At 60.2% G+C, this 14767-nt stretch carries 14 protein-coding genes; 1 reads left to right on the forward strand and 13 read right to left on the reverse strand.

The genetic code is table 11. The features are described from left to right. Positions 1-2: 2 nt before the first annotated feature. Complete coding sequence (gene secDF / locus HPDFL43_RS11635) at positions 3-2567, reverse strand: protein translocase subunit SecDF (RefSeq protein WP_007197540.1); 2565 nt, start codon at positions 2565-2567, stop codon at positions 3-5. Between the two features lie 91 nt (positions 2568-2658). Continuing rightward, complete coding sequence (yajC, locus tag HPDFL43_RS11640; RefSeq protein WP_007197541.1) at positions 2659-2982, reverse strand: preprotein translocase subunit YajC; 324 nt, start codon at positions 2980-2982, stop codon at positions 2659-2661. A gap of 204 nt (positions 2983-3186) precedes the next feature. Here yajC and HPDFL43_RS11645 point away from each other — a divergent pair, with 204 nt between their 5' ends. Continuing rightward, the gene (locus HPDFL43_RS11645) at positions 3187-4056 is read left to right on the forward strand and encodes an ATP-binding protein (protein WP_040450122.1); all 870 of its coding nucleotides are present in this window, start codon (positions 3187-3189) and stop codon (positions 4054-4056) included. A 123-nt stretch (positions 4057-4179) separates the two neighbouring features. Here the strand turns inward: HPDFL43_RS11645 and HPDFL43_RS11650 are convergent, their stop codons facing one another. From HPDFL43_RS11650 to nagZ, 11 genes are all read right to left on the reverse strand, one after another. Then, on the reverse strand, positions 4180-5991 hold the full coding sequence (locus tag HPDFL43_RS11650; protein WP_156970262.1) for a peptidoglycan DD-metalloendopeptidase family protein: 1812 nt from the start codon (positions 5989-5991) through the stop codon (positions 4180-4182). A gap of 202 nt (positions 5992-6193) precedes the next feature. Then, a complete protein-coding gene (locus HPDFL43_RS11655) occupies positions 6194-6850 on the reverse strand; it encodes a protein-L-isoaspartate(D-aspartate) O-methyltransferase (RefSeq protein ID WP_007197544.1) in 657 nt (218 codons plus the stop codon). A gap of 3 nt (positions 6851-6853) precedes the next feature. Next, positions 6854-7615, reverse strand: coding sequence for a 5'/3'-nucleotidase SurE (surE, locus tag HPDFL43_RS11660; protein ID WP_007197545.1), 762 nt, complete (start codon positions 7613-7615; stop codon positions 6854-6856). A gap of 21 nt (positions 7616-7636) precedes the next feature. Continuing rightward, entirely contained in the window at positions 7637-8920 is a 1284-nt protein-coding gene (gene serS, locus HPDFL43_RS11665; protein WP_007197546.1) for a serine--tRNA ligase, read from the reverse strand. An 82-nt stretch (positions 8921-9002) separates the two neighbouring features. Then, positions 9003-9842: a twin-arginine translocase subunit TatC gene (tatC, locus tag HPDFL43_RS11670; protein WP_007197547.1), complete on the reverse strand. Its 840-nt coding sequence runs from the start codon at positions 9840-9842 to the stop codon at positions 9003-9005. After that, positions 9839-10576, reverse strand: coding sequence for a Sec-independent protein translocase protein TatB (gene tatB / locus HPDFL43_RS11675; RefSeq protein ID WP_007197548.1), 738 nt, complete (start codon positions 10574-10576; stop codon positions 9839-9841). Before tatB ends, tatC begins: the two co-directional genes overlap by 4 nt. A gap of 44 nt (positions 10577-10620) precedes the next feature. After that, the gene (locus HPDFL43_RS11680; RefSeq protein WP_007197549.1) at positions 10621-10821 is read right to left on the reverse strand and encodes a twin-arginine translocase TatA/TatE family subunit; all 201 of its coding nucleotides are present in this window, start codon (positions 10819-10821) and stop codon (positions 10621-10623) included. 39 nt (positions 10822-10860) lie between these two features. Then, the gene (locus tag HPDFL43_RS11685) at positions 10861-11958 is read right to left on the reverse strand and encodes an ABC transporter ATP-binding protein (protein ID WP_052093300.1); all 1098 of its coding nucleotides are present in this window, start codon (positions 11956-11958) and stop codon (positions 10861-10863) included. 55 nt (positions 11959-12013) lie between these two features. Next, complete coding sequence (gene scpB, locus HPDFL43_RS11690) at positions 12014-12793, reverse strand: SMC-Scp complex subunit ScpB (RefSeq protein ID WP_007197551.1); 780 nt, start codon at positions 12791-12793, stop codon at positions 12014-12016. Further along, positions 12790-13590 carry a segregation and condensation protein A gene (locus tag HPDFL43_RS11695; RefSeq protein WP_052093302.1) on the reverse strand — a complete coding sequence of 267 codons (801 nt, stop codon included), beginning with the start codon at positions 13588-13590 and terminating at the stop codon, positions 12790-12792. The genes scpB and HPDFL43_RS11695 overlap by 4 nt, the downstream gene beginning before the upstream one ends. An 82-nt stretch (positions 13591-13672) precedes the next feature. Further along, complete coding sequence (nagZ, locus tag HPDFL43_RS11700) at positions 13673-14689, reverse strand: beta-N-acetylhexosaminidase (protein WP_007197553.1); 1017 nt, start codon at positions 14687-14689, stop codon at positions 13673-13675. Positions 14690-14767: the final 78 nt, after the last annotated feature.

Raw genomic sequence — 14767 nt, forward strand, 5'->3', positions numbered from 1 at the left:
GTTCAGGCCGTGCTCTTTCCGTCGACTTCAAGCTCACCGGCATCCTCCGAATCAAGGCCGACGCGGAAATTGTCCGCCCTGAGCTTGAACAGGATGAGGACAGGCGCCGCGATGAAGATCGAGGAGTATGTGCCCACAAGAACGCCGAAGATCATCGCGAAGGTGAAGGACTGGATCACTTCGCCACCAAAGATGAACAGTGCCAGCAAGGCCAGCAGCGTCGTGACCGATGTCAGAATCGTGCGCGGCAGCATCTGATTGATCGACAGATCAAGCAACTGGGTCAGCGGCAGCTTCTTGTAGCGTCTGAGGTTCTCGCGCACGCGGTCATAGACAACCACCGTATCGTTGAGCGAATAGCCGACGATCGTCAGCACCGCCGCGATACTCGAGAGGTTGAACTCGATCCCCGAGATCACGAAAATACCGATTGTCAGCACCACATCGTGCACCGTTGCAATGATAGCACCGAGTGCGAACTGCCACTCAAACCGGAACCAGATATAGACCAGGATCGCCATCAGCGACGCGATCACCGCGATGGTACCGGCCTGTGCCAGTTCACCGGAAACCGTGGGTCCCACCACTTCCACACGGCGGATATCGTAATCGCCTTCAAGCTCCGCGCGGACCAGGGTAATCACCGTCTGCTCCGCATTCTCTCCACCGCCCTGGGCCTGAACCCGGATCAAAACATCGCGTGGCGTGCCGAATTCCTGGGCCTGGATATCGCCGAGATTGAGCTCGGACAGCCGCGCACGAATGTCACCGACATCGGCGTTTCCGTCCTTGGCCTGCACTTCGATCATCGATCCGCCCTTGAAATCGATGCCGTAGTTCATGTTGACGGTCGCAAACAGCACCATCGCCGTCACCGACGCCACCGCCGACAGAACGAAGGTGAAACGCCGGAACGTCATGAAGCGGAAGGTGAAATCGCGGATGACCCGGTCGAGCATGCCCTTCGGCATGGTCTTCGGGCGCTTGCGGCGCACCCACTCTGCCACCATCCAGCGGGTGAAGGTGAAGGCGGTGAACACAGTCGTCACGATACCGATGGCCAGAGTGATCGCAAAACCACGCACCGGTCCGGTGCCGAGATAGAACAGGATGATTGCAGCGATCAGCGTGGTGACGTTGGCGTCCAAGATGGTCGAGAAAGCGCGGCTGAAGCCCGCGTCAATCGCCTGGATCAGCGACCGTCCGGACCGGTGCTCCTCGCGGATACGCTCATAAATCAGCACGTTGGAATCAACGGCCATGCCGACCGTGAGCACGATACCGGCAATACCCGGCAAGGTCAGCGTCGCGCCAAGCATGGTCAGCAGTGCAATGATCATCGAAACGTTGGCAATCAGCGCCAGATTGGCGATGAAACCAAGCATGCCATAGGCCACGAACATGAAGGCCAGCACCAGCACAGCACCGATCAGGCCTGCAATTTCACCTGCGGCAATCGAATCCGCTCCAAGGCCGGGCCCGACGGTTCGCTCTTCAATCACGGTCAGCGTCGCCGGCAAGGCGCCTGCGCGCAGCAGGATCGCCAGGTCATTGGCGCTCTCAACCGTGAAATTGCCCGAAATCTGTCCGCTGCCGCCAAGAATAGGCTCGCGGATCACCGGTGCTGAAATTACCTGTTCATCCAGCACGATCGCAAAAGGCAGCCCGACAAACTGGGTTGTGGCCTGACCGAAGCGCTGTCCGCCCTTGGAATCGAAACGGAAGGACACGATCGGTTCGTTGGTGCGCTGGTCATAGCCAGCCTGCGCGTCCACCAGATTTTCGCCCGACACCAGAACACTGCGCTGGATCAGGTAGGGAATTGGCGGATCATCGGTGGAGAACAGCACTTCCGAGGTGGCCGGCGGACGTCCATCCATCGCTTCCTGGACAGGCATCGATGTATCGACCATCCGGAATGCAAGCTTTGCCGTCTGGTTGAGCAGGCTTTTGAGCCGCTCGGGATCGTCAAGACCCGGAACCTGAACCAGGATGCGATCCGCACCCTGACGCTGAATCACCGGCTCGGTCGTTCCAAGTTCATCGATACGTTTGCGAACCACCTCGATGGACTGTGCCACTGCCGAGGAGACCCGGTATGTGATGCCGTCATCGGTGAGCACGATGCGGAGTTGCCCCGACTGGGTTTCCTCGATCGTCGCCTCGACAATCGACCCTCCACCAAGCAGACCTGACGCCACAGGTTCTGTCAGTTCGGCCAGGATGTTCCTGGCCTCTTCAATCTGGGACTCGTCGCGAATGCGCACCTGGACGATTTGTCCCGTTCCGGACAGACCGGTGTAGCCGATACCCGCCTCGCGCAGCAGGCGCCGCACATCATCCACGGTCGTCGTCAGCCGGTCCTTGATGATGTCCTGGCGTTCCACCTGCAGCAGCATGTAGGAACCGCCCTGCAAGTCCAGGCCAAGGGTCAACTGCTTTGACGGGAGCCATTCGGGCAGGTTTGCCGCTTGCTGCCGGTCCAGCAGATTGGGCGCGGCGAACACAACGCCGGCGAGAACCGCAAGCCAGATCAGGGTGGTTTTCCAACGGGAGAAGTACAGCATGTCGCTCTCTGTTTGGCCCAGAAGACCAATTTATGTGGCATTGCGCCTGGCGCGGCGATGGACAGGGAACATCCCTGTCCAATCTTTACGGCTATTCCTTGACGGGTTCGCTCTTGGCGCGCACGTCGGCAATCAGGCTGCGCATCAGCCGCACCTTGACGCCATCGGCAATCTCGACTTCCAGCTCGGCATCATCGATCACCTTGGTGACCTTGCCGAGCACACCACCGCCGGTGACCACCTGGTCGCCACGGCGCACGTTCTTGAGCATTTCCTCGCGTTTTTTCATCTGCATGCGCTGTGGCCGGATGATCAGGAAATACATGATCACGAAGATCAGCACGAATGGCAGGATCGACATCAGGATCTCGCCACCACCGCCAGCGGTTTGGGCATAGGCCGGGGTTACAAACATCAAAAACTCCTCAAGGATGTGTAGGAAGGCCAAAACAAGGGGCCAACAGTCGAGCGGAATATAGTGGCAGTCGGGCCGATTGCAACGCAAACATGGCCCTATCAAGCCCGTTTTTCGGCTTCAGGGCGCTTTTCCATAAGCCGTCGGCATGCTACCGGCACGATGCTTGCCGCAGACTGGCACTCACCCAAACCGGACACCGTCATGCAAGATGATATCGCCCAACAAATCCTCACCGAACTCTCGCGCCTGACGCGGGCGGTGGAATCACTTTCCGCGCCTGAGCCCGCGCCCAGCGATTTTCACGCGGCTGACTGCTTTGTCTGGAACGCCGAAGGCGGAAATCTGGTCCCCATAGCCAAGCCCAACAGGATCGAGATCGATCTGATCAAGGGGGTCGACCACGTCCGCGACATTCTATTCGACAACACCAGGCGCTTCGCCATGGGCTTGCCGGCCAACAATGTCCTGCTCTGGGGCGCACGCGGCATGGGCAAATCGTCACTGGTCAAGTCCGTCCATGCAGCCTTGGCCAACGACCCTGGTCTGTCTGCGCCGCTCAAGCTGATCGAAATTCATCGCGAAGACATCAATTCGCTGCCCGCGTTGATGAGCCTGCTGCGACCGGCGCCGGCGCGCTTCATCCTGTTTTGCGACGACTTGTCATTCGACCATGACGACACCGCCTACAAGTCGCTCAAGGCAGCACTCGACGGCGGCATTGAAGGCAGGCCCGACAACGCCCTGCTCTATGCCACATCGAACCGAAGGCACCTGTTGCCACGTGACATGATGGACAATGAACGCTCCACCGCGATCAATCCGAGCGAAGCCATCGAGGAGAAGGTGTCATTGTCTGACCGCTTCGGGCTTTGGCTGGGCTTTCACAAATGCAGCCAGGATGACTATCTCGACATGGTCAATGGCTATGCCGCGCATTACCAGCTTGAGATTGAACCGGAAGCCCTGCGCGCCCAATCGCTCGAATGGGCGACAACCCGCGGTTCGAGATCCGGCCGTGTCGCCTGGCAATTCATTCAGGACCTTGCCGGCCGGCTTGGCCAGAAAACCTGACACAGAGATCAGGTCGTAACTGCCTGCTCAGTGAAGAACCAATGAGCGCTTTCCAAGACCGCATACGAAAAAAGGCCCGCGCTTCAGGGCGCCGGCCTTCTTCCGTTTTGCCTGGAGGGGCAGTTATTCGAGATAGCCCATCGGATCGACCGGAGAGGCATTCTTGCGCACTTCGAAATGAAGCCGTGGGGTTTTGGCGACACCGGTCATGCCTGAGCTGGCGATGACCTGACCACGAGCCACCTTGTCACCGCGCTTCACGTGCAGATCATTGGCATGGGCGTAGACAGTGACCAGCCCATCATCATGCCGGACCAGGACAGTCTTGCCGTATTCCTTCAAACCGTCTCCGGAATAGATCACGACACCGTTCTCCGCTGCCTTGACCGGGGTCCCGGTTGGCATCGAGATATCAATGCCATCATTGCGCTTGCCATCTTCGTTCTTGGCAAAGCCGGTGATCACCTGACCCCTGGCCGGCCAGCGGAACTTGTCAATGCCGGTGGCAGCCGGTGCCACGGATGCCGTATCAGCACGGGTTTTGGCGGCAACGCCATCCTGCGATGTCCCGGCACCCACCTGAGCTGCCGGCGCAGGCGGTGTGTAAGAGCGCGGCGCGGGTTCGCTGCTTACCGACGCGGTGCGGGTGGCGTCAACGGCACCTGCATCCCGACCGGGAATCGAAAGCGTTTGCCCGATCCGGATATTCGAGCCCTTAAGATCGTTGGCCGCTTTAAGCGCATCAACACTGACGCCATGATTGCGTGCAATCTTGGTCAGCGTGTCGCCGCTGGCGACCGAATACACCCCGCCTGAACTCGAAGCAGAACTTGCATCACCCGCACGGGTGGTGACCGTTGCGCTGTTTGCGGTTTCAGCCGAGCTGTTTTGCGGGCTGCGCAGCGACGGCGCATTTGGCAACACGGCCACATCGCGCGACGGCGCAGGCACAGGAACCGGGATCCGCTCATGCCGGGCTTCGCCGCGCAGGCCTGCTCCGGAATTGGCAGCCCTTGTATTCGGATTGTTGTCCGGAGCCGAAACTGGCGCCTGGCGGGAATAGACATAGACCGGGATCAGCAATTGCCGGCCTGCAGACACCTTCGAGGCATCGGCAATGTTGTTCGCCTTCATGATCTCGCTGGCCGGCACGCCATAGCGTTTGGACAGGTTGTAAATCGTTTCACCGGGACCGAGAGTGATGCGGGTCGCTCCGGCTGTGGTCCACCCTGCCCCTTTTGGAGCGCTGCCGGTCACAATGGGATCAGGCGCGAGCACCTGATCGGCATTCTGCTTGTAGACCGAAGCGGGCTGAACGGAGGCCGTAAGGTTCTGTGGCCGTTCAGGGAAAGACTGGGCGGCAGGTGCAGGCGCGAGAACAGCCTGGCGCGGCTGCGCTGGCACCGTCACATTCGGAATCTGAGTGACCGTTGCCGGGCTTGCCACGTTTCTGGTCGGCGCAGCCAGCGCGGGCTGCATGACCGGCGCACGCTGAACCTGTGCAGGAATCAGGCTTGCCGGCGAAGCGGAAGCCCGGGCCAGAGCACCAGGAACCGACCCGGTTGACGTAGGGTCATAGCCCTGCGTGACCGGCGCACGATAGTCACCTGGGAAGGCCTGGGACACTCCAGCCTGTGCAGCAGGATAAGCCTGTGCAGCAGGATAAGCCTGCGCAGCAGGATAAGCCTGTGCAGCAGGATAAGCCTGTGCAGCAGGATAAGCCTGTTGCGCGGGAGCCTGCGGAAAACCATTGTTCTGCGGATAGGCAGCGGCCTGCGGGTACCCGCCGGGCTGTTGCGGGTAGGCGCCATTCACTCCACCGGGTGGAACCGGGTTCCCGCCAACTGCGGCCAGGGGAGCAAGAGATGAAGAGGATGGCTGCGGCACCGATGCGGTGTAGAACTGATCCGCGGCCTTGTAGGAAAAACGGTTCACGTCCGAACTGCAGGCGGCCGCCGAGCTCGCAAGCAGCGCAACGCCGAGCAATCGAGCAACCGAAATACAGGGAACAACAGTCTTTTCGAGACGCATAACACTACCCATCAACGCAATACCAACTGATGATGATTAAAGCGCGTTAGTGTTACTCATCGGTTAAGGTTGGCAATTTTTGACCGCTTTTAGGTCAATGATGTTGCTAGAGCGCGGCCGCAAGCCCCGGTATGAAGGGCGTATAGGGAACAACGAAAAGGTCTTCACGCTCGAACCGGCTTCCGATCTTGGTCAGCCGCGCCATGCGGGTCGCCCCGCCCTCTTCGCCTGCGATGGGCGCCAGCATCACCCCGCCTGATGCCAGCAGGTCAACGAACTGCCTTGGCATTCCATCAAACGAACAGGTTGCGATGATCCGGTCGAAACTCCCCTCGCCGCTTACGCCCTTAAGACCGTCCAATTGCCGGGCAATGACATTGCCAAGCCCGAGATGCGCAAAGCGTTGCTGGGCCAGTTGCACCAATGTCTTGTAGCGGTCGACAGTGATCACCCGCTCGGCAAGACGTGCCGCGACAGCAGCCAGAAACCCCGAACCGGTGCCGATGTCGAGAACCCTGTGGCCAGGCTCAATTTCAGCGCAGGCCAAAACCCGCGCCACGAGGTCGGGGCTTTCGGCAAATCCGCCGCAATCGATCGGCAGCAACCGGTCATGATAGGCGGCATCAGCATAGGCTGCGGAATGAAACACCGTGCGCGGCGTTTGCTCGATCGCCGTGAGCAACGCCGTGTTGGCAATGCCCTCGGCCCGCAACCTCAGGAACAGGCCGGCACACCCTTCCTTCTCTGCGAGCCGTACATTCATCGCTCAGGCTTCCAGTGCCTTGGCAATCTGATCCTGAACCGCATGGTTGGTCAGATCGAGTTTGAGCGGCGTTACGGAGACATAGCCGTTGGAAATCGCCTTGATGTCACTGTCAGCATCAGGGGCGAAATCACGCCGGCCAAACTTCAGCCAGAAATAGGGAAAGCCGCGGCCATCCTTGCGCTCGTCGATCGACAAGCCGTGGGTCATCTGCCCCTGCTCGGTCACCAGGACGCCCTTCACTGCGTCCACCGGGCAATTTGGAAAATTGACATTGAGCAGCGTTCCAGCGGGCAGCGAAATCGCGATCAGCTTGCGCAGCAGTTCCGGCGCCAGCGTCTCCACCACATCCCAGGGCAGCAGCCGGCCATCCTCGCTCCAATTGTAGGCCTGGCTGAGCGCGATCGACCGGATACCAAGCAACGTGCCTTCCATGGCCCCGGCGACCGTGCCCGAATAGGTCACGTCATCGGCCACATTCTGTCCGGCATTGACGCCCGAAAGCACCAGGTCCGGGCCTGGGTCCATAAGGCTCTTGACCGCCATGATCACGCAGTCGGTCGGCGTTCCGCGAAGCGCATAGGTCTTGTCGCGAACCTTGCGCAGCCTCAGCGGCTCAGACAGCGTCAGAGAATGCGCGAGCCCACTCTGGTCCGTCTCGGGAGCAACCACCCAGACATCGTCTGACAGTGTCCGGGCGACGCGCTCAAGCACCTCGAGTCCCTCGGCATGAATGCCGTCATCATTGGTGATGAGAATGCGCATCTTCTGGCCCCCGGTCTGAAATCAGGCGGTTTTCTCGATTTTTGAAAGCCCGCCCATATAGAATCGAAGCGCGTCGGGCACGGTGATCGAGCCGTCGGCGTTCTGGTAGTTTTCCATCACCGCAATCAATGCCCGGCCAACGGCCACGCCTGAACCATTGAGCGTATGGACAAAGCGGGTCGCCTTGTCGCCAGGCTTGCGGCTGCGCGCATTCATCCGGCGCGCCTGAAAATCACCGCACACCGAGCAGGAGGAAATCTCGCGATAGGCATTCTGACCCGGCAACCAGACCTCGATGTCATAGGTCTTCTGTGCGCCAAACCCCATGTCGCCCGTGCACAGCACAACGGTGCGGAAATGCAGGCCAAGACGGGTCAGCACGGCTTCCGCGCTGGCGGTCATCCGCTCATGCTCCTCAAGCGAGGTTTCGGGCGTTGTGACAGACACCAGCTCCACCTTCGAGAACTGATGCTGACGCAGCATGCCGCGGGTGTCGCGGCCGGCGGACCCCGCTTCCGACCGGAAACAGGCCGTATGCGCCGCATAACGCTTGGGCAATTCATCTTCGGCCAGGATTTCACCCGCGGCCATATAGGTCAGCGGCACTTCGGCAGTCGGGATCAGCCACCGACCATCGGTGGTGCGGAAGAGATCATCGCCAAATTTCGGCAGCTTGTCGGTGCCATAGGCCGCCGCATCATTGACCAGAAGCGGCGGATTGACCTCGGTATACCCGTGTTCGCCGGTGTGCAGATCGAGCATGAACTGACCCAGCGCCCGTTCGAGCCGGGCCAGCGGACCCGACAGGATCGTGAAACGCGCACCCGACATCTTGGCCGCGCGCTCAAAATCCATCATGCCAAGCGCTTCGCCGAGTTCGAAATGCTCCTTCGGCTCAAATCCGAGATCGGGTTTCTCGCCAACCTTGCGCACCTCGACATTATCGGCCTCGTCCGCACCCAGCGGGACCTCGTCGAGCGGAATGTTGGGCAACACCGACAAGGCGTGCTTGAGTTCTTCGTCAAGCTCGCGCTCTTTGGCCTCTCCGGCCTGAAGCTCATCCTTGAGCTTCGCCACCTCGGCTTTCAGCGCGTCGGCAGCGGCCTGATCCTTGGCCGCCATCGCCTTGCCGATTTCCTTGGAAGCCGCATTGCGGCGCTCCTGCAGCGCCTGAACCAGGCCGACATGGCTGCGGCGGGCCTCGTCAAGTGCAACAAGTCTGGACGATTGCGCTTCTGCCCCACGTTTTTCCAGTGCCGCATCGAGCGCTGCGGGGTTTTCACGTATCCATTTGATGTCGAGCATGTCCGGTTCCGGTAATCAGATGGCCGCCGCCATCCCGGTTGGGACGGCAGAGCAAGAAAATACAGATCCCGATCCGCTTGTATCAGGCGTCGTTTTCAGGAGCAGAAGACGCTGTTGAAGCCGAGTCTTCCGCTTCCCTTTCGGCCTGTGCAGCAGCGCGCTGGCGCTCCACGAGTCGGGCGCAATAGATGGCAATTTCGTAAAGAAGGATGGTGGGCAGCGCAAGCCCGATCTGGGAGACCGGGTCGGGCGGCGTCAGCACCGCAGCCGCGATGAATGCGCCAACAATTGCATATTTGCGCTTGCTCGCGAGCCCCTCGCTGGTGGCGAGGCCGGCGCGGGCCAGCAACGTGGTCACAACCGGCAGCTGGAACACTAGTCCAAAGGCGAAGATCAGCGTCATGATCAAGCCGAGATATTCCGACACCTTGGGCAACAGCATGATTGAGGCTTCGCCCCCGCCGCCGGTCTGTTCCATCGAAAGGAAGAACCACATCACCATCGGGGTGAAAAAGAAATAGACCAGTGCGCCACCAAGCATGAACAGCATTGGCGATGCGACAAGAAACGGCAAAAACGCAGAGCGCTCGTTCTTGTACAGGCCAGGTGCGACGAACTTGTAGACCTGTGCAGCGATCATCGGGAACGCCAACAAAAGACCGCCAAACATGCCGATCTTGATTTGCGTGAAGAAGAACTCCTGTGGCGCCGTATAGATCAGTTCGATCTTGCGGTCGCTCATACCGGCCCAGTCAACCGCCCAGGTAAACGGTTCAACCAGGATGTTGAACAACGGCTTGGCAAAGGCAAAGCAAACCAGGAACGCAATGAAAAACGCGCCCAACGCCCACATCAAGCGGTTGCGAAGCTCCAGCAGGTGCTCAAGCAGGGGCTGCGGCTTGTCTTCGATGTTGTCGCTCAAGCCGAGCCCTCACTTTGTTTGGCTTTTCGCGCGCGCGCCGGAGCTTTTGATGGAGTTGGCTTTGAAGCCGGAGCCTTGCTCGTTGCAGCTTTCGCAGCAGCCGGCTTGGCAGCGGAAGGTGCGGCTTTGGCAGCAGCCTTTGCAGGGGCCGCCTTGGCTGCGGTTTTTGCAGCCGGCGTTTTGGCAGGTGCCTTGGCAGGCGCTGCCTTGCCCGCCGACGCCTTGGCGGTGCTCTTCGTTGCAGGGGCCGCTTTTGCCGCGGGTTTGGACGTGGCGGTTTTGGCCGAACGGCTTTTGCCTGTGGCAGGCTTCGCCTTGCCGGCCGCAGAGGCAGCCGGTTTGGCCGCATCCACACTCGGCGGACTGTCCGGAAGTTTCCAGTTCGGATCCGGCACCGCAACCTTGGCCGGCGCGCTTGGCGTCGCCGGCGGGTTCATGGTTTTTTCCAGATCCGCCTTGATGTCCTTGGCGGTATCCTTGAGCGGGTTCACCGCATCACGAAGGCCCTGCATCGGATTGAGCTTGCGCGCGTCATCAAAGGTCTTCTTGACGTCATCAAGCTCCGCTTCGCGCAAAGCCTCGTCGAACTGCCCCCTGAATTCCGAAGCCATGCCCCGGAGTTTCTTGGTGGTGCGACCAAAGGCACGCAACATGGGTGGCAGGTCTTTGGGACCGACCACCACGATCAGCACAACTGCGACGACCAGAAGCTCTGGCCAACCGATATCCAACATTCAGGCGTCTCCTCACCCTCTATAGGGGCAATGGATATGGGGGATCAGCCGCGATCCTTGGCTTCTTCGGCCTTGCTTTCGACCGTCTTGGTCTCAGGTGCGGCTTCTTCGTCACCCATGCCTTTCTTGAAATTCTTGATTCCCTTGGCCACGTCGCCCATCAATTCCGGAATCTTGCCGCGGCCGAAAAGCAGCAGAACAACGACCAGAACGATAACCCAATGCCAAATACTGAATGTACCCATGGAACTCTCCTTTAAGGATCTCACCGTGATGTAAGGTGTTTATCCGTTTCTTTCAAACACCAAAATGTCACGCTCGTTAACGGTGACAGAAACATCGCGCGCGCCAGAACGCAACTGCCCTGCTCGAATTCTTGCATCAATCGGCTTTTCCCCGCCCGCAACAACAAGCGTGATCAGCTCTTCAACACCCAAAAACCGACGCGCCACAACGCGCGCCGGAACCCCGCATGGCGTCTCAGTGATTTCTATCCCGGGAAGCCGGACCGCCACGCAAACCGGGGATCCATCGGCAAAAGCCGAAGCCTTGACCGGTCCGACCGGGGTCTGTGCAACGCCACCGGATACCCGGCATTCAAAAACATTGATCTCGGAAAAGAACCCGGCGGCAAAAATATTGGCCGGCCGATGATAAAGGTCTTCCGCCGTGCCCAGTTGCACCAGCGCCCCGTCACGCAACAACGCGATTCGATCCCCCATGCGCATGGCTTCTTCCGCATCATGGGTCACCACGACCGCAGTCGCGCGTGCCTCGCGCAAGATCGCAAGCGTTTCGGCGCGCACACTGTCCTTGAGGCGTGAATCAAGCCCAGAGAACGGCTCGTCCATCAGCAACACCGCCGGCCTTGGGGCCAGCGCCCGGGCAAGCGCCACCCGCTGCTGCTCACCACCAGACAGCGCATGCGGATAATTCTGGGCGTAGTCGACCATCCCGACACGCTCAAGCGCCGCCAGCGCCTCACCCTTGGAATCGCTGGATGACAGCGCTGTGAGACCGAAGCGAACATTGTCGAGAATGCTCAGATGCGGAAACAGCGCAAAATCCTGAAACATGAGGCCGATACCGCGGCGCTCTGGCGGAAGATGGGTATTGGGCCCTGCAATCTCGCGATCATTGAGAAACAGCCGACCCCGAGCAAGCGGTTCGATCCCCGCCGCGATCCGCAGCAATGTCGTCTTGCCCGATCCAGAAGGTCCAAGCAGGCAAAGCACCTCACCCGGCTCAGCCGCGAGAGTGACATCGCGCAGCGTCTGCTGGTCACCATAGAAGTGGTCCACATTCTCAAACGCCAGCCGTGCGGCAAAGGTGACGCCTGCCGTTCTGCGTGCGATCGCTGCTCTTGCCTGCTGCCTTGCGATGGCGGGAACCCTTATCCTTAGCCTGCCCAGCCCGGCAAAAACCGGGTTGGGTTGCTTAGTCCTCCGCTTCACCCATCGGTGTCAAGAGTCCAAGTTCCTCAAGATCCATTTGCGTGATCGGATCTTCATCCTCCCGCAACTCATCATCATTGAGCGGCATCGGAATCTGAAAGTTCGACGGGACCTGCCCGGAAAGCAACCCTGCCCCCTTGAGCTCATCCATACCAGGCAAATCGCGCAGGTCTTCCAGCCCGAAATGGTCGAGAAATGCGGGCGTCGTGCCATAGGTCACAGGTCGTCCCGGCGACCGCCTGCGGCCACGCATGCGCACCCAACCGGTCTCCATCAGCACATCCAGCGTGCCCTTTGATGTCGCGACCCCGCGCACATCCTCGATTTCGGCCCGCGTGACCGGCTGGTGATAGGCGATGGTCGACAACACCTCGAGCCCGGCGCGCGAAAGCTTCTTGACCTCGGTTTCCTCCTGACGGATCAGGAAGCCGAGATCCGCTGCCGTGCGAAACGCCCAGCCATCGCCCACCCGGACCAGATTGACGCCGCGATGCGCGTAGCGTTCGCCAAGCCGCGCCATCACCGTATCGACAGGCACATTGTCCGGCAATTTGCCGGCGATCAGCTTTTCCGCCACCGGCGTGCTGGAGGCAAACACCAGCGCCTCGGCAATCCGCTCGGCTTCGTTCAGCGCACGCTCTTTCAACGCATCAAGGCCATCCGTTGCCTCAGATCCATTCTGATGCGCCACCGAAACGTCCTCCGCCTGCTCGGCGTCATGATCATAGGCAACCGCACTCATATGACCGGGATCCATCGTCATGGCTTGCTCCCTGCGCTTGCTACGGCCTCAACCGGCCGGCGCATATAGATAGGTTGAAAGGCGCCGTCCTGGCGGATTTCGAGCCGTCCCTCACGGACCATTTCCAGGCTTGCGGCAAAGGAACTGGCAATCGCAGTGACGCGCTCTTCCGGATCGGAGAGGTAGCGCACCAGATATTGGTCTAGGGCCGTCCAGTCCTTCAATTCGCCAATCAGGCGGACGAGGATGACGCGGGCGTCACCAAGCGACCAGACCCGGCGTTTGCCGATGGTCACCTGGGTCACCATCTGCCGCTGCTTCTGTGCCGCATAGGCCGTCAGCAGATCATAGAGTGTCGCCTCAAAACTCGAGGTCTTGTCGGTGATGGTCGCTTCCGGCGCACCGCGCGCAAACACGTCGCGGCCCAGACGGTTGCGGTTGACGAGGCGCGTCGCAGCCTCGCGCATGGCTTCCAGGCGCTTGAGCCGGAAGGCCAGTTGCGCTGCCATTTCCTCACCGCTTGGCTCATCCCCCTTGGGGCTTTGCGGGATCAGCAGGCGGGACTTGAGATAGGCAAGCCAGGCCGCCATCACCAGATAGTCGGCCGCAAGCTCAAGACGAAGCGCCCGCGCCTTCTCAACAAACAAAAGATATTGCTCGGCCAACGCCAGCACCGAGATCTTGGCCAGATCGACCTTCTGGGTCCGCGCCAGATGCAGCAAAAGGTCAAGCGGGCCCTCAAAGCCATCCACATCAATGACCAGAGAAGGATCGCCCGTCGCGCGGGTCGAGGCTGCATTGTCCCACATCGCGTCCATCGGCGCGGTGCTTGACTTCGCCTTGTTCGCGTCGCTGCCGGCTTGCCGGTTGCTTGTGTTCACCTCGATCGCCTTTCAGCCCTCAGGAGGCCGCCATCAGCCCCTCAAATTCCATGCGCAATGCCACCTCGTCACTGTCATCGGGCGTCATAAAAGCAGCGCTGACCGCATTTGCCCGGCGCAACGCCTCGCCCGAAAGTTCCGGCGTGACAGCGGCCACGGCCTCCATTTCCGCCCGCCCGCCATTGCAGTGTAGAGTGACATCGCATCCTGCGGCAAAAATTGCACCTGCCCTCTGCCCGCAATCCCCAGAAAGCGCGTTCATCGAGACGTCATCGGACATCAAAAGTCCGTCAAAACCGATCTCCGAGCGTATCACATCATCAATCACCGTTTTCGAGGTCGTGGCGGGAGATGCCGCATCGATGTCGGCAAAGACCACATGAGCCGTCATCGCCATCGCTTCGCCCGCCAACGCCTTGAACGGTGCAAAATCACGCTCTGCCAACTCCGCACGCGAGGCTTCGACGCGCGGCAGCTCGAAATGCGTGTCCGCCCCCGCACGGCCATGGCCTGGAATGTGCTTGATCACCGGAAGCATACCGCCGGCCTTCAAGCCGTCACAAGCCGCCTTCCCCATCGCCGCCACGATCTCCGGGGTCATTCCATAGGCCCGGCTGCCGATGACCTCGTGACCGCCCGGGGACGGCACATCGAGCACCGGAAGGCAATTGACGGTAATCCCCAGAGGCAGGAGATCGAAGGCATGCAGCCGCGACAAAAGCCAGGCAGCACGCAGTCCTGCATCAGGGTTTTTGCTGTAGAGCGCTCCAAGATCCGCGCCTGAGGGATACTGTGGAACCATGGGCGGCTTGAAACGCTGTACCCGGCCGCCTTCCTGATCGATCAACACCGGCGCGTCCGCGCGGCCCACGCTGTGGCGCAGACTGTCGATCAGCGCCCGAACCTGGTCGAAGCTTTCTATGTTTCGCCCAAACAGGATAAAACCCCAAGGCCGCGTATCCTTGAAAAAAGCGGCTTCTTCCGCCGAAAGAACGGGCCCGGAACAACCGAAAATGACTGCGTTTGATTCGCTCATCTGCTGATGTTACGGGCAATCATCATCAAAGGGAATCGTTCTTCAAACCCCTTTGGTCCATCAGGTTGACCTCGGCCC

The organism is Hoeflea phototrophica DFL-43, assembly GCF_000154705.2.
Taxonomy (GTDB): domain Bacteria; phylum Pseudomonadota; class Alphaproteobacteria; order Rhizobiales; family Rhizobiaceae; genus Hoeflea; species Hoeflea phototrophica.